The organism is Amycolatopsis sp. NPDC114504, assembly GCF_055633595.1.
This window is the reverse complement of the sequence record NZ_JBVKDU010000006.1, coordinates 395841-411282: the sequence shown is the minus strand read 5'-3', so window position 1 is coordinate 411282 and position 15442 is coordinate 395841. Positions and strand designations below refer to the sequence as shown.

Annotated in this window: 15 protein-coding genes; 14 read left to right on the top strand and 1 reads right to left on the bottom strand. The window is 72.2% G+C overall.

Annotation, left to right across the window (positions count from 1 at the left end; all coding sequences use genetic code 11):
* Positions 1 to 25: 25 nt before the first annotated feature.
* Genes ACZ7PG_RS43720 through ACZ7PG_RS43710 form a run of 3 tightly spaced genes read left to right on the top strand, consistent with a single transcriptional unit; the run spans position 26 to position 4521 of the window.
* On the top strand, positions 26 to 229 hold the full coding sequence (locus ACZ7PG_RS43720; protein ID WP_155545168.1) for a helix-turn-helix domain-containing protein: 204 nt from the start codon (positions 26 to 28) through the stop codon (positions 227 to 229).
* A 4-nt stretch (positions 230 to 233) separates the two neighbouring features.
* On the top strand, positions 234 to 692 hold the full coding sequence (locus ACZ7PG_RS43715; protein ID WP_470245099.1) for a Clp protease N-terminal domain-containing protein: 459 nt from the start codon (positions 234 to 236) through the stop codon (positions 690 to 692).
* Between the two features lie 55 nt (positions 693 to 747).
* The gene (locus tag ACZ7PG_RS43710; RefSeq protein ID WP_470245098.1) at positions 748 to 4521 is read left to right on the top strand and encodes an nSTAND1 domain-containing NTPase; all 3774 of its coding nucleotides are present in this window, start codon (positions 748 to 750) and stop codon (positions 4519 to 4521) included.
* Between the two features lie 182 nt (positions 4522 to 4703).
* On the opposite strand, the gene ACZ7PG_RS43705 is transcribed toward ACZ7PG_RS43710, so the two are convergent.
* Positions 4704 to 6821, bottom strand: a complete 2118-nt coding sequence (locus tag ACZ7PG_RS43705; protein WP_470245097.1) for a HelD family protein — start codon at positions 6819 to 6821, stop codon at positions 4704 to 4706.
* Between the two features lie 123 nt (positions 6822 to 6944).
* On the opposite strand from ACZ7PG_RS43705, the gene rsmD reads away from it, so the two are divergent.
* The 11 genes from rsmD (at position 6945) to mutM (ending at position 15405) form a co-directional block, all read left to right on the top strand.
* Positions 6945 to 7502: a 16S rRNA (guanine(966)-N(2))-methyltransferase RsmD gene (gene rsmD / locus ACZ7PG_RS43700; RefSeq protein WP_470245096.1), complete on the top strand. Its 558-nt coding sequence runs from the start codon at positions 6945 to 6947 to the stop codon at positions 7500 to 7502.
* 58 nt (positions 7503 to 7560) lie between these two features.
* Complete coding sequence (gene coaD / locus ACZ7PG_RS43695) at positions 7561 to 8046, top strand: pantetheine-phosphate adenylyltransferase (RefSeq protein ID WP_470245095.1); 486 nt, start codon at positions 7561 to 7563, stop codon at positions 8044 to 8046.
* A gap of 154 nt (positions 8047 to 8200) precedes the next feature.
* Complete coding sequence (locus ACZ7PG_RS43690; protein ID WP_470245094.1) at positions 8201 to 8920, top strand: ribonuclease domain-containing protein; 720 nt, start codon at positions 8201 to 8203, stop codon at positions 8918 to 8920.
* Between the two features lie 65 nt (positions 8921 to 8985).
* A complete protein-coding gene (locus ACZ7PG_RS43685) occupies positions 8986 to 9489 on the top strand; it encodes an RNA polymerase sigma factor (protein ID WP_470245093.1) in 504 nt (167 codons plus the stop codon).
* Positions 9486 to 10106: a hypothetical protein gene (locus tag ACZ7PG_RS43680; RefSeq protein WP_470245092.1), complete on the top strand. Its 621-nt coding sequence runs from the start codon at positions 9486 to 9488 to the stop codon at positions 10104 to 10106. The genes ACZ7PG_RS43685 and ACZ7PG_RS43680 overlap by 4 nt, the downstream gene beginning before the upstream one ends.
* Positions 10107 to 10217: 111 nt before the next feature.
* Positions 10218 to 10946, top strand: coding sequence for a DivIVA domain-containing protein (locus ACZ7PG_RS43675; RefSeq protein WP_470245091.1), 729 nt, complete (start codon positions 10218 to 10220; stop codon positions 10944 to 10946).
* Between the two features lie 495 nt (positions 10947 to 11441).
* Positions 11442 to 12044, top strand: a complete 603-nt coding sequence (locus ACZ7PG_RS43670) for a YceD family protein (RefSeq protein ID WP_470245090.1) — start codon at positions 11442 to 11444, stop codon at positions 12042 to 12044.
* Positions 12045 to 12114: 70 nt separating this feature from the next.
* Entirely contained in the window at positions 12115 to 12297 is a 183-nt protein-coding gene (gene rpmF / locus ACZ7PG_RS43665; RefSeq protein ID WP_013223689.1) for a 50S ribosomal protein L32, read from the top strand.
* 13 nt (positions 12298 to 12310) lie between these two features.
* Positions 12311 to 13060 (top strand): ribonuclease III, encoded by a 750-nt coding sequence (rnc, locus tag ACZ7PG_RS43660; protein WP_470245089.1) that lies wholly within the window; start codon positions 12311 to 12313, stop codon positions 13058 to 13060.
* 89 nt (positions 13061 to 13149) lie between these two features.
* Positions 13150 to 14505, top strand: coding sequence for a polysaccharide lyase 6 family protein (locus tag ACZ7PG_RS43655; RefSeq protein ID WP_470245088.1), 1356 nt, complete (start codon positions 13150 to 13152; stop codon positions 14503 to 14505).
* A 30-nt stretch (positions 14506 to 14535) separates the two neighbouring features.
* The gene (mutM, locus tag ACZ7PG_RS43650) at positions 14536 to 15405 is read left to right on the top strand and encodes a bifunctional DNA-formamidopyrimidine glycosylase/DNA-(apurinic or apyrimidinic site) lyase (RefSeq protein ID WP_470245087.1); all 870 of its coding nucleotides are present in this window, start codon (positions 14536 to 14538) and stop codon (positions 15403 to 15405) included.
* Positions 15406 to 15442: the final 37 nt, after the last annotated feature.

The window sequence follows — 15442 nt, the reverse complement described above, 5'->3', positions numbered from 1 at the left end:
AGCTGTCAGGCTAGACTGACGCACCATGGAAGCGGAAGAGCTTTCCGGGCGGATCTCGGAAACCGACCCCGCGGTCGCGCTGCGGGCGGTCGGCGCGCTGCACCGGCTCGCCGAGCAGGTCGAGGCGGCCGCCGTCGCGCACGCGAGGGAGCGCGGCTGGTCGTGGGAGCAGATCGGGGACGCTCTCGGCGTCGCCCGCCAGTCCGTGCACGCGAAGTACGGGAAGTGAGGCCGTGGTGCTCGACCGGCTGATCGCCAAGAGCCCGTTCGCCGTCGTGGTGACGGCGGCGCTGGAGGAGTCCCGCCGCCGCGGCGACCGGCGCCTCGGCACCGAGCACCTGCTGCTCGGCCTCCTCCACGACCCGGACAGCGCCCGCGCCCTCGGCAAGACCGTCGAGGAGGCCCGCGCGGCCCTCGACCGCCTCGACCGCGCGGCACTGGCGGCGCTCGGCATCGACGTGGAAGGACTGCGGCCGGCGGCGGTCCCGGCGAAGCGTGGGCGGTTGTCCCCGGGCGCGCTGACGTCGAACGCCCGCGCCGTCGTCAACCGGGCGAAACCACGGGAGCCCGCCGAACTGCTGCGGGAACTGCTGAAGGTGACCCCGCCCGATCCGGCCGCCGACCTGCTCGCCGAACTGGGTGTCGACGCCGCGGCCGTCCACCACCGGCTGGTTTCGCCGAACGAACCCTGACGCGTCGCGATACCCGATACGGTTGTCGGAAACCGGCGGACAAAGGGAGGACGGGGTGCCGCGTCCGGAGCGACCCTTGGATCCCGGCGACGACCCGCTGACCGAATTCGCCGCCGATCTCCGGCGTTTGCGGGAGAGCGCCGGGAATCCGACCTACCGCGAGCTCGGCCGGCGCGCGCACTACTCGGCCGGGACGCTTTCGGACGCCGCCGGCGGACGGAAACTCCCCAGCCTGGCCGTCACTTTGGCCTACGTCCGGGCCTGCGGCGGGGTTCCCGGCGAATGGGAAGAACGCTGGCACGCCGTCGCCCGCGACGGTGATGGTGCACCACCCGAGCCGGAAACCGGGGAGAAGCCGCCGTACATCGGGCTGGGCGCATTCGGCCCGGCGGACGCGAGCCGATTCTTCGGCCGGGAACGGCTGGTCGAAAAGCTCGTCTCCCGGCTTTCGAGACAGCGTTTTCTCGCTGTCCTCGGCGCATCCGGTTCGGGGAAGTCGTCACTGCTGCGCGCCGGCCTGCTGCCGTCGGTCAAGGACCCGGTCGTACTGCTCACCCCGGGCGCCCGGCCGCTGCAGGAGTGCGCCGTCAAGTTCGCCGCCGCGCTCGGCCTCGCGCCGGGCGCGCTGCTCGACGACTTCGCCGCGCACCCGCGCAACCTCGGGCTCGCCGCCCGGCAGCTGGCCGAAGCCGAAGACACCGACGTCGTCGTGGTCGTGGACCAGTTCGAAGAGGTCTTCACGCTGTGCCAGGACGACCAGGAGCGAGCGCGGTTCCTCGCCGCCCTCGTCACGGCGACGACCGAGCCCGGCAGCCGGACCCGGGTCGTCCTCGGCATCCGCACCGACTTCTACACCCACTGCGCGCGGCACGCGGACCTCGCCGAAGCCATGCAGGACGCCCAGGTCCTCGTCGGCCCGATGACCACCGAGGAGCTCCGGCAGGCCATCTCCCGGCCCGCGGTCGACGCCGGGTACCGCGTCGAGACGGCCTTGGTCTCCCGGCTCGTCGCGGACGCCACCGGCCGGCCCGGCGTGCTGCCGCTGCTCTCGCACGCGCTCCTCGAGACGTGGCGGCGGCGACGCGGCACCACGCTCACCCTGACCGGGTACGAGTCCACCGGCGGCATCGAGCGGTCGGTCGCGCAGACGTCGGAAGGCACCTTCGCGACGCTCTCGGCGCGTCAGCAGCGGCTGGCGCGGCAGATCTTCCTCCGGATGACCGCGCTCGGCGAAGGCACCGAGGACACCAAGCGCCGGATCAGCCGGGCCGAGCTCGACACCGAAGACGACGACACCGCCGTCGTGCTCGGCGAGCTGGCGGCCGCGCGCCTGGTGACCCTCGACGACACCGGCATCGAGATCACCCACGAGGCCCTCATCCGCGGCTGGCCACGCCTGCGCGAGTGGCTCACCCAGGACCGCGAGGGCCTGCGCGTGCACCGGCAGCTCACCGAGGCGACCGACGCGTGGGAGTCCGTCGAGGAGGACCCCGGCTGGCTCTACCGCGGCACCCGGCTGGCCGTCGCGCGGGAGTGGGCCGCGCGCCAGGACACCGCGCTTTCCCGGCGGGAACGCCGGTTCCTCGATGCGAGCCTCGCCGTCGAGCACGCCGAGCAGGAGCGCGACCGCCGGCGCACGCGGCGGCTGCGGCAGCTCGTCGCGCTGCTCGCCGTGCTGCTGGTCTTCGCCGTCGCGGCCACGGTGTACGCCGTGCGCGCCGAGAACACGGCCACCGGCCAGCGCAACAGCGCGCTCGCCCAGAAGGTCGCCGGCCAGGCGCTGGCCATGCGTGCCACCAACCCGGCGCTGGCCGCGCAGCTCGCGCTCGCCGCGTACCGCCTCGACCCGAGCGCCGAGGCGCGCAGCAGCGTGCTCGGCATGTTCGCGACGCCGTACTCGACCCGCGTCACCGGGCACACCGGCCGGGTCAACACCGTCGCCCTCCGGCCGGACGGGCAGGTCCTCGCCACGGCGAGCTGGGACGGCACCGCGCGCCTGTGGGACGTCCACGACCCGCACCACCCGGCGCCGCTGGGCGTCCTCACCGGGCACACCGGCAACGTCAACAACGTCGCCTTCAGCGCGGACGGCCGGAGCGTCGCCACCGCGGGGTTCGACGGCACCGTCCGGGTCTGGGACGTCGGCGACCCGGCGCGGCCGGGGCCCGGGGTGGTCGTCGAACAGCACGAGGGCAAGGCGTACGCGGTCGCGTTCAGCCCGGTGGCGCCGCTGCTGGCGACCGGCGACGTCGCCGGGACGCTCCGGCTCTACGACACCACCGACCCGGCCCACCTGCGGCAAGCCGGCGAGCTGACCGGGCACACGTCGTACGTCAACAACCTCGCCTTCAGCCCCGACGGCCGGCTGCTCGCGTCCGCGTCGGCCGACAAGACCGCGCGCGTCTGGGACGTCGGGGCGCGGAGTCCACTGGGTGTCGCGACCGGCCACACCGGCGTCGTCCACTCGGTGGCCTTCAGCCCCGACGGGCACACCCTCGCCACGGCGAGCGCCGACGAGACCGCGCGCCTGTGGGACGTCACCGACCCGGCGATGCCCCGGCAGCTGTCGTCGCTCGGCGCGCACAAGGCGATCGTGCGGTCGGTCGCGTTCGCCCCCGGCGGCCGCACACTGGCCACGACCGGGTTCGACCGCACCGCGCGGCTGTGGGACGTCGCCGACCCGCGGCAGCCGCGCGAGCTGGCGTCGATGCCCGGGCACACCGGCGCGGTCGGCTCCGCGGTGTTCTCCCGCGACGGCCGCACCCTCGCCACGGCCAGCGACGACCAGACCGCCCGGCTGTGGGACCTGCCCGGCCCGGCGATCCCGGCCCACACGGCGCAGGCGTGCCACGCCGCGTTCGGCCGCGGGCTGCTCGCCACCGGCGGCTACGACAAGACGGTCCGGCTGCACGACCTCGCCGACCCGGCCGCGCCCCGGACCGTCGCCACCATCGGCGGCTTCGACGACGCTGCCTGCGGCGTCGCGATCAGCCCGGACGGCCGGACGCTGGCCACCGGCAGCTGGGACCACACGATGACGCTGCGGGACATCACCGACCCCGCCCACCCCGGGCCGCCGGTGGTGTTCTCCCGGCCGCACGACGACATCGACGCGGTCGCGTTCAGCCCCGACGGCAAGGTGCTCGCCACCGCGGGCGACGGCCACACGGCCCGGCTCTGGGACCTCGCCGACCGCCTGCACCCGGTGGAGATCGCCCGGCTGGAGGGGCACGACGACGACGTCCACACGCTCGCCTTCAGCCCGGACGGCCGGACGCTGGCGACGGCGGGCTGGGACCACACCGCGCGGCTGTGGGACGTCTCGAAGCCCCGCGCGCCCCGGCCGCTCTCGAAGCTCGAAGGGCACACCGACACGATCTTCTCGGTCGCGTTCAGCCCCGACGGCCGCACGCTGGCGACCGCCGGCGCCGACCGGATGATCCGCCTGTGGGACGTCGGCGACCCCGCGGCGGCGCACGGGTCGGCGATCCTCGCCGGGCACGCCGACATCGTCATGTCGGTGTCCTTCAGCGGCGACGGCCGCGTGCTGGCCTCGGGCAGCTACGACCGCACCGTCCGGCTCTGGGACGTCGCGCGTCGCGAGCCGTACGCGGTGCTGCCCGAGGAAGACGACCGGGTCTACGCCGTGCAGTACGCCCCGGACGGCCATACGCTGGCCGGGACGGTCGCGGACGGCACGGTCCGGTTCGCCGAGACCGACCCCGACCGGGCGGCCGCCCGGATCTGCGCCGACGCGGCGCCCCGGATCACGCCGGCGGAGTGGTCGGCGAACCTCCCGGGCATCGGCTACGCGCCGCCGTGCCCATAACGAGTTGTCCGGCGTTGTTGTTCGGTGCGGGTGCGCGGACACCGAACAACTTTTGTCCAGTAGACATGCCCTCGGACCCGTTCGGTCCGAGAGACGTTTCTTCACCGGGGGTCTGAAGGGCTCCTTCAAGGGCACGGGAACCTGCCTCCCGCCCCTCGAAGGAGCCCTTCAGCGTGTCTTCGTCAGCCCGCCGGGATCCAGTCCGGGTTCGAGGCCAGCACGATCAGCTGCTGCGTCGCCCGGGTCAGCGCCACGTAGAGCACGCGCCGCCCGGTCGTCGACTCGGTGATCAGCTCGTTCGGCTCCACGAGCACCACCGCGTCGTACTCCAGGCCCTTCGAGTCCAGGCTGCCGACGACCTTCAGCCGCTCGTCCGCCTGCCCCGACACCCAGCCCTCGACCTCCGGCACCCGGTCCATCGCCGTGATGACGCCGACCGTGCCCTCGACCGCGCCCAGCAGCTCCTTGACCGCCGCCTGCGTCGCCGACGCGAGGCCCGCCGCCTCGACCGGGCGGACCTCCGGCTCCACGCCCGTCTTGCGCACCGCGATCGGCAGCTCGCCCGACTCCGCGTGCCCGGCGACGACCTTCGCCGCGAGGTCGAAGATCTCCGCCGAGTTCCGGTAGTTCGTCCGCAGCGTGAACCGCCGCCGTGCCGTCTTCACCCCGAACGCCTGGTCGCGCGCCTGGGCCGCCTCGGCCGGGTCCGGCCACGAGCTCTGCACCGGGTCGCCGACGACCGTCCAGCTCGCGTACTTGCCGCGCCGGCCGACCATCCGCCACTGCATCGGCGAAAGGTCCTGCGACTCGTCGACGACGACGTGCGAGTACTCGTCGTAGTGCTCGGGCCGGGTCGGGGCGCCGCCGGACCGCTGCGGCTCCACCTCGAGCACCTGACGGCGCTTGCGCTTCGGCGGGGTCCCGACCAGCACGCGCAGCTCGTCGAGCAGCGCCACGTCCGCGATCGACCAGCCGCGCGACCGGTCCGCGAAGTCCGCGGCCAGCAGCGAGATCTCGGTCCGGTTCAGGACGCCCCTGGCCACCGACGCCAGCCGCTTCTCCTCGCCCAGCCACTTCAGGATCTGCGCCGGGTACAGCTCCGGCCACCACACCACCAGGAACCGGTGGAAGTCGATCCGCTCGCCCAGGTCGGTGATCAGCTCGGCCCGCTCGAACGGCTTGCCGTCGGCCTTCGCGTACTCCTCGGCCTTCGCCGCGAGCGCGTCCAGCAGCATCTCGGCCGCCCGGATCCGCGACCGGTTCGGCGGCGCGCCCTGCGTGTGGGCCTTGCGGCGCACCTTCTCCAGGTCGCGCGCGGTCAGCTTCAGCACCTCGCCGCGGTAGACGATCCGCATCTCCTCCGGCGCTCCCGGCGGGGTGTCCCGCAGCGCCCGCAGCAGGATCTTCCGCATCCGCAGCGACCCCTTGATCGCGGCCAGCGGCGCCGCGTCCTGCCGCGTCGCCTCCAGGCCGTCGAGGACCTCGCCGAGCGCGCGCAGCTCGACGTTCGTCTCCCCCATCGAGGGGAGGACGCGCGAGATGTAGCTGGTGAACACGCCCGACGGCCCGATCACGAGCACGCCGGCGCCGCCCAGCTGACGGCGGTAGCGGTAGAGCAGGTAGGCCGCGCGGTGCAGGGCGACCGCGGTCTTGCCGGTGCCCGGGCCGCCGGTGATCTCGGTGACGCCGCGCCACGGCGCCCGGATGACCTCGTCCTGCTCCTTCTGGATGGTCGCGACGATGTCGCGCATCTTCTCGCCGCGCGAGCGCCCCAGCGCCGCCATCAGCGCGCCTTCGCCGACGATCTGCATGTCCTCGGGCACGGCGTCGGCGATGAGGACGTCGTCGTCGACGTCGAGCACGTTCTGGCCGGAGCAGCGGATCACGCGCCGCCGCACGACGCCCATCGGCTCTTCGGCGGTGGCCTGGTAGAACGCCGCCGCGGCGGGCGCGCGCCAGTCCGTGACGAGGTTGTCGAACTCCGCGTCGCGGATGCCCAGCCTGCCGACGTAGGTGCGTTCGTCGTCGTCGACGTGGTCGAGCCGGCCGAAGACGAGGCCCTCGTACTCGGCGTCGAGCGTCTGCAGCGTCTGGTTGGCGTGGTAGACCATCATGTCGCGCTCGAACAGCATCGACGCCTGCTCGAAGATCGCCTCGCGCTGCGCGCCCTGGCCGATCTCGTAGCCCTTGGTGCGCATCGCCTCGGCTTGGGCACGCAGTTCGTCCAGACGGGTGTACACGCGATCGACGTGGGCTTGTTCGATGGCGATCTCGGCCCGTCTGACCCGAGGTTCCGACACGCATGGCTCCTTGACAGCTCTGGATCGCCTCCGAGGGCGAAGAACGACTCTACGCGTTGGCTCCGGCGGGCACACCGATGTCCCGGCCATCAGTGCCGCGTGTCATCCCCGCACAATCAGGGGGTGACCAGGATCGTGGCCGGGACGGCGGGCGGGCGGCGGCTGAAGGTGCCGCCGAAGGGCACCCGGCCGACCTCGGAACGCGTGCGGGAGGCCCTGTTCAACGCGCTGGAGACGGCGGGGGAGCTGGACGGCGCCCACGTCCTCGACCTCTACGCGGGCTCCGGTGCCCTCGGTCTCGAAGCGCTCTCGCGCGGCGCGGCGGACGCGCTGTTCGTCGAGGCCGACCGGCGCGCGGTCGAGGTCCTGCGCGGCAACGTCGCGGCGCTGGGCCTGGGCGGCACGGTCCGCGCCGGGCAGGTCGAGGCGGTGGTCGCGGCGCCCGCGCCCCGGCCGTACGACCTGGTGCTGGCCGACCCGCCGTACGCCGTGGACGCGGCCGCGCTCGGCAAGGTGCTGGCGTCGCTGGCCGCGGGCGGCTGGCTGGGGGAGAGCGCGCTGGTCGTCGTCGAGCGCGCGGCCCGCGACGGCGAGCCGGACTGGCCGGCCGGCTTCGAGCTCTCGCGCGCGAAGAAGTACGGCGACACGGCGGTCTTCTGGGCGGACTACGGCCCTTCGTGACGTGGGCCACGCGCGGCAGAGCGGGCGCCGCGACCTGCGGCACGGTAGCGTCCGCGCCATGCGGCGTGCGGTCTGTCCCGGTTCCTACGATCCGGCCACCAACGGGCACTTCGACATCATCGAGCGGGCGAGCATCCTGTTCGACGAGGTCGTCGTCGCGGTGGGGGTGAACAAGAGCAAGAAGGGCCTCTTCGAGATCGAAGAACGCCTGGAGATGCTGCGCGAGATCACCGCGAAGCTGCCGAACGTGCGGATCGACTCGTGGGAAGGCCTGCTGGTCGACTACTGCCGCGACAACGAGATCGTGGCGATCGCCAAGGGCCTGCGCTCGGTCAGCGACTTCGACTACGAGCTGCAGATGGCGCAGATGAACCGCGAGCTGACCGGCGTCGAGACGCTGCTGATGGCGAACAACCCGGCGTACGGCTTCGTGTCCAGCTCGCTGGTCAAGGAGGTCGCGGCGCTCGGCGGCGACATCGAGCACCTCGTGCCGCCGGTGGTCTACGAACGCCTCACGGAGAAGTTCCCGAAGCTCGGGCGCTGACCCTCCGCCGCGTCCATCCACACAGGACTTCGCGCAACCCGGACGCCCGGTTCCCGTCGTTCGGCCCCCTACGTTCGTCGGGACTTCCGTTCCACACGGCCGGAGTTCACGTGCGCGCCTTCTGACGATCATCCGATCGGGCTACGGTCCGAAAATGACCAACTACCGATCACGCCTGGTCGCGGTCTTGTTCGCGCTCCTGGCCACGCTGTCCGTGTCGTTCTCGGGGGTCACCGCCGCCGAAGCGGTGACAGCCACACCGGCATCACCGGCCGTCGCCGCCCAGAACGCCTGCGGGAACCTCTCCGGGTTCTCCCACACGACGCTCTCGGCCCTGCCCGCCGAGGCGACGACGACGTACAACCTGATCCAGAAGGGTGGTCCGTTCCCGTACCCGCAGAACGACGGCGTCGTCTTCGACAACCGGGAAGGCATCCTCCCGTCCTGCGCGTCGGGCTACTACCACGAGTACACGGTCCCGACGCCCGGCTCGAGCAACCGCGGCACGCGCCGCATCGTGACCGGCTCGGGCGGCGAGTACTTCTACACCGGTGACCACTACGCGACCTTCAAGGTCATCGACATCGGCGGCGGCGGCACGACGCACGCCTGCGGCGACCTGTCGGGCCTGACCAAGGTCGGCTACTCCCAGCTTTCGGCGGCCGCCCGCACGGTGGTCGACAACGTCCGCGGCGGGGCGACCAGCAGCACGACCTACGAGAACCGCGAGGGCGTCCTCCCGGCCTGCGCGTCGGGCTACTACAAGCTCTTCAACGTCGGCACGAACGACCGCGTGATCTCCGGCAAGGCCGGCGAGCTCGCCTACACGCCCGACCACTACGTCACCTTCAAGCGGATCGATCTGAATTCCTGAGCTCCGTGCAACGCGTCGCGCCCCCTCGTCCGTGAGGTACACCGGAACGAGGACGAGGAGGCGCGATGCGGGCCGGTGACGACGCCGACTTCCGGGAGTTCGCCCGTGCGCGGGCACTGGTGCTCCGGCGCACGGCGTACCTGCTGTGCGGCGACTGGCACCTGGCCGAGGACTTAGTCCAGAACGCGCTGGTCAAGCTCTACCGGGTCTGGCCGAAGATCACCCGTCGCGGGCCGGTCGACAACTACGCCCGGCGGGTCCTGCTGCGCTGCTGGCTCGACGAGCGGCGCCGGCCGTGGCACCACCGCGAACGCCGGGACGGCGTCGTGCCGGACCAGGCCGCTCCCGAGCCGGAAGCCGGGATCTCCGGCCCGCTCCTGCGCGCCCTCGCCGAAGTTCCGCCGAAGCAGCGCGCCGCCGTCGTGCTCCGCTACTGCGCCGGCCTGCCGGCCGCGGAGGTGGCGGAAGTGCTGCGCTGCTCGGAAGGAACCGTCCGGAGCCAGGCCGCGCGCGGGCTCGAGACCCTCCGGGGCGTCCTCGAGCACGACGCGGAGAGGAGCGTGCGATGACCGACCTCGAGACCCGCCTGCGGGACGTGCGCCTCGCCGAGCCGCCGCTCGGCTTCGACCCGGACGAGGTCGCCGACCGGGCGGCGCGGCAGGCCCGCACCCGAACCGCGGGGATCGGCGGCACGCTCGCCGTCATCGCCATCGTCGTGGCCGCGTTCGTCTTCGCCCCGGCGCCCGCCCCGGTGTCCCCGGCGGCCGGCCCCGTGCCGCCGTCGCTCGCCGAGCAGGCCCGGATCCGCCAGGCGCTCACCGACGCCGTGACGCGGCTCTTCCCCGGGCTGCGGCACCTGAGCGTGGGAACCTCGCCCGCCGATGCCATCTCGCCGGCGCAGATGAGCGTGTCGGCCGAGTTCGTCGACGCGACCGGGCGGGCGGGCTGGTTCCAGCTGACCGTGCGCGGCCCGAAGGCCAGACCGTCGGGCCTGGCGCCCGGGCAGCCGTGCACCGGGACCGGGTGCCGCGGGGTGTCCCAGCCCGGCGGTGGCGTGCTGGACCCCAGCGGGGTTCTCTACCGCCCCGACGGCTCGACGGTGATGGTCATCGTGGGTCTCGGGTTTTCGCTGACCCCGGAGCAGCTCACGAAGCTGATCACGGATCCGGCCTTCAGGCTGCCGTAGGGGGAGGGGCGCCGGGCGTGGCCAGGGGGACACGCCCGGCGCCGGTGGCGTTCACCGGTTCCGCGCCGAACAAGGGCAGACTGATCTCAGCGACAGGGGATTGGAGTTGCCGTGTACCGGGTTTTCGAGGCGCTCGACGAGCTCGTCACCATCGTCGAGGAGGCGCGCGGCGTTCCGATGACGTCCAGCTGCGTGGTGCCCCGCGGCGACGTCCTCGAGCTCCTCGACGACGTCCGCGACGCACTGCCGGCGGAGGTCGACGACGCGCAGGACGTGCTCGACAAGCGCGACGACCTGATCCTCGCCGCCCGCAAGGAGGCGGGGGAGACGGTCACGGGCGCGAACGCCGAGGCCGAGCGCGCGATCGCCGACGCCACCGACGAGGCCGAGCGCATCCTGGCCGACGCGCGCGCCCGCGCGGAGGCGATGCTCGCCGACGCGCACGACCAGGCCGACCGCACGGTGGCGGCGGGCCAGGCCGAGTACCAGAACCTCACCGACCGGTCGCGAGCCGAGTCCGAGCGCATGATCCAGGCCGGCCGCGACGCCTACGACCGCGCGATCGAGGACGGCCGTCTCGAGCAGTCCCGGCTGGTCGCGCAGACGGAGGTCGTCCAGGCGGCCCACGCGGAGTCGGCCCGCATCGTCGACGAGGCCCACGCGGAGGCCGACCGCCAGCGCGCCGACTGCGACGCGTACGTGGACGGCAAGCTGGCGGAGTTCTCGGAGCTGCTGGCGACAACGCTGCGAACGGTGGACTCGGGCCGCAACCACCTGCGCTCCCCGGCGAACCTCCCGAACTCGGGCGGCCGCCCGACGCTGTACGACTACCAGGTGTGACGAGCCTCTCAGCCGGTGCCGGCGCGATGAGGTGAATGAGTCGTTCACCTCGCCTGAAGACAGGGCCACGGCACAGTCGGGGCTAAGCGATGCCGCGGAGGGCGAGCGAGCGGGCGTCGTCGCGGGCGGGTTGCGGAGTCCGGCAGCGATGTCGGCGTGCCCCGGCCATGGCTCGAGATGCGGTGCCGACACGGACCCAGTGCAGCCGGTTTTCGATGCCCCAGTGGCCACGAACGTGCCGGGTCAGCAGCGATGGCGGGTCGGTTGACCGGCGGACCTCGCCCGAACTGCGCACGCCGCCCGGCGGTGGCGGAGCGAGCCGGGTCCCGCGACTTTGCCGAGCACTGTCGTCCGACGACGTGAACGACCCGTTCACTTCGCCTGACGACATGAACGAGTCATTCAAGTCACCGGAAGAACCGCCCCGCACCGCCCGCCGCTCCCGCGCGGGTGCCTGCTCAAAAGGGGTGGCACCCGGTGCGTACCCTGGACTGGATGTCCGAGAACAAGACCCCCCAGCTCGACGACCGCAGCCCCTGGGTGCTCGACACCCGTGAGCTCGGTCGTCACGCCGGCCTCAGCCGCGCCGTCCAGCGCAGCGTGCCGGTGGAGACGCCGCTCGGCGTCCCCGATGTCATCACCATCGATGCCGGCTCCGAGCTCAAGCTCGACCTGCTGCTCGAGTCCGTCGTCGAGGGCGTCCTGGTCAGCGGCACCGCGACCGCGACCGCGAAGGGCACCTGCGCGCGCTGCCTCGACCCGGTGACCGAGGAGGTCGAGGTCGAGGTCCAGGAGCTGTTCGCCTACCCGGGCTCGGCCACCGAGGAGACCACCGACGAGGACGAGATCCCGCGGCTGGTCGACGACCGGATCGACCTCGAGCCCATCGTGCGCGACGCCGTCGTGCTCGCCCTGCCCCTGGCGCCGCTGTGCACCGAGGACTGCGCCGGGCTCTGCATCGACTGCGGCGTCAAGTGGGCCGATCTCGAGCCCGGACACGGGCATGAGAAGATAGACCCTCGGTGGGCCGCACTGGTCGAGCGCTTCGACGAGAATGCGGGCGAGAAGCCTGCGCCGGGTCCCGCCGAGCAAGCCTGACGAGCGCCCCAGCTCGTTGCGGAGGAAGTTCGCTCGCACCGCGAGCAGACCGTCTTAAGGAGATCTACTCGTGGCCGTCCCGAAGCGGAAGATGTCGCGATCCAACACGCGCTCCCGCCGCAGCCAGTGGAAGGCGGCTCCGGTGCAGCTGGTGCCCTGCTCCAACCGCGCCTGCAAGCAGCCGAAGCTCCAGCACATCGCGTGCCCGTCGTGCGGCCAGCACAACGGTCGCCAGGTCGTCGAGCCCGCCTGATCGGGTAGCCGATATGGGGGGCAAGACGCCCGGGGGACCACCAGCCGATCCGGCGCCGTTGCTCGACGCGCTCGGGGTCACTCTCGACCCCGAGCTGCTCGAGCTGTCGCTGACCCACCGTTCGTACGCGTACGAAAACGGGGGCCTGCCGCCGAACGAGCGGCTGGAGTTCCTCGGTGACGCCGTGCTCGGCCTGGTCGTCACCGATCACCTGTACACCACACACCCCGACCTGCCCGAGGGTCAGCTCGCGAAGCTCCGCGCCAGCGTCGTCAACATGCACGCGCTGGCCCGGGTCGCGCGCGGGCTCGGCGAGGGCGGGCTCGGGGCGCACCTGCTGCTGGGCAAGGGCGAAGAGCTCACCGGCGGCCGGGACAAGGCGAGCATTCTGGCCGACGGCCTGGAAGCGGTCATCGGTGCCGTCTACCTCGCGCACGGCATCGAGATCGCGCGCAAGCTCGTGCACCACCTCTTCGACGGCCTGCTCGCCGAAGCCCCGTTGCGCGGCGCCGGTCTCGACTGGAAAACCAGCCTGCAGGAGCTGACGGCGTCGGCCGGTCTCGGCGTGCCCGAGTACCGCGTCGAAGACACCGGTCCGGACCACCGCAAGGAGTTCACGGCCACCGTCCTCGTCGCCGGCCGCCCGCTGGGCAACGGCAACGGGTCGACGAAGAAGGAAGCCGAGCAGAAGGCCGCCGAGACGGCCTGGCGTTCGCTTTCCGCCGAGCTCGAAGCCGAGAAGAAGGACACCCCGGAGTCCTGATCACCGGGAACCTCCGTTGACGCCTCCGTCGGCCACTCAGTAGCGTGATGATCATCCGCCGCGCAACTACTCACTGAGAGGTCCGGCGGATGCGTCTTTTCCTGGTTCCCCTGATCGTGGCGGCGCTCGTCGTCGCACCCGGGCCGTCCGCGTCGGCGGCGCAGATCCGCGTCACCTCGCTGACGGCGCTGCAGTCCGCGCTGGACAAGGCGAACGCGGGCGACACGATCGTCCTGGCCGACGGCTCGTACTCGGCGGGCTCAACACTGTCGATCAAGCGGTCCGGCACCGAGGCCGCCCCCGTCACGGTCGCCGCCGAGCACACCGGCAAGGCCACGATCACCGGCTCGAAGACGTTCGCCTTCGCCGGCGGCGTCTCGAACGTGGTCCTGCGGGGCTTCAAGTTCCGGGGCGGCGCGTCACTGAGCATCCCCGCCGGCGCGTCGCACAACCGCCTGACCCGCAACGACTTCCAGCTCACCGGCGACGGGAACTGGGTGACCGTCAGCGGTGACGACACGGTGGTCGACCGCAACGTCTTCCAGAACCGCACCAGCCAGGGCGTGTTCCTGCAGATCCTCGGGCCGTCCGGTGCCATGGCGAAGCGCGTCCACGTGCACCACAACTACTTCTTCAACCACCAGTTCGCCGGCGCGAACGGCGGCGAGTCGATCCGGCTCGGGCTGAGCGACCGCCAGTCGTACACCGCGAACGCCCTGATCGAGAACAACCTCTTCGAGAAGGCCGACGGCGACAGCGAGGCGATCTCGGTCAAGTCGTCCGACAACGTGGTGCGGTACAACACGATCCGGGACAGCAAGGGCTACATCGTCCTGCGCCACGGCAACCGCAGCGTCGTCGAGGGCAACCTGCTGTTCGGCTCGGGCATCCGGTTCCACGGCAACGACCACAAGATCGTCGGCAACTACGTCGCGAACTCCGGCGACCGCGCGATCGTGTTCGGGTCCGGCGACGAGGCCGACAGCGGGCCGACGAGCAAGCTCCATGATCGACCCGATCGGGTGACGGTCGCGTACAACACAGTGCTGGGTTCGAAGAGCGTGATCGACGGTGACGGCGGCGACTTCAAGCCGAAGGACTGCGTCGTCGCGGACAACATCGTGAAGGGGACGTCCGGCCCGCTCGTGACGCTGCCCGGCGGGTCGACGGTGAAGTACGAAGGCAACATCACCTTCGGCGGCTCGGCGGGTGTGCCGTCTCGCGACGTGGACCCGAAGCTGGTGAAGGACGCGGCCGGGCTGTACCGGCTGGCCGCGGGGAGCCCGGCGATCGACGCGGGCGTGGGTTCGTACCCGTCGGCGGCGAAGGACTTCGACCTGCAGTCCCGTTCGGGTGCTTTCGACGTCGGCGCGGACGAGTACTTCGCCTCCGGCGCGACGCGGGTCCCGCTGACGAAGGCCGACGTCGGACCGACCGCGCCGTAAAGTGTCGTACCTCCCGGGCACAATGGGGGCATGCCCGAACTCCCCGAGGTCGAAGTCGTCCGCGTGGGCCTCCAGGCGCACATCGCGGGCCGGACCATCCGCGAGGCGGAGGTCCTGCACCCGCGCGCCATCCGCCGGCACGCGCTGGGCGCGGAGGACTTCACGAAGCGGCTGATCGGCAGCCGTGTCGAGGCGGCGCGGCGCCGCGGCAAGTACCTGTGGCTGGAGCTGTCCGACAAGGAGGCGCTGCTGGCCCACCTCGGGATGAGCGGGCAGATGCTCGTCCAGCCCGAGGGCGCGCCGGACGAGAAGCACCTGCGGGTGCGGCTGCGCTTCGACGACGACGGCCCGGAGCTGCGGTTCGTCGACCAGCGGACGTTCGGCGGCCTGGCGCTCGACGACGTCCACGACATCGGCGACGACATCCTGCTGCCGGACACGATCGCGCACATCGCGCGCGACCCGATGGACCCGGCGTTCGACCTCGGTGCGGCGGTGCGCGCGCTGCGGTCGCGGCGCACCGAGGTCAAACGGGCGCTGCTGGACCAGACGCTGGTTTCGGGCATCGGCAACATCTACGCGGACGAGGCGTTGTGGCGCGCTCGCCTGCACTGGTCCCGGCCGACCGAAAAGCTGACGCCGGCGAAGGGCCGCGAGCTGCTGTCGGCGGCGTCGGACGTGATGAACGCGGCGCTGGGTGCGGGCGGGACGTCGTTCGACGCGCTGTACGTGAACATCAACGGGCAGTCGGGCTACTTCGACCGTTCGCTGGACGCGTACGGCCAGGAGGGGCTGCCGTGCCACCGGTGCGGCACGGCGATCCGGCGGGAGCCGTTCATGAACCGGTCGTCGTTCTCGTGCCCACGTTGTCAGCCGCGGCCGAGGGCGAACTCGCGTTGATAAATGGTGTTCGCACTTCAGCTAGGATGAATGTGCC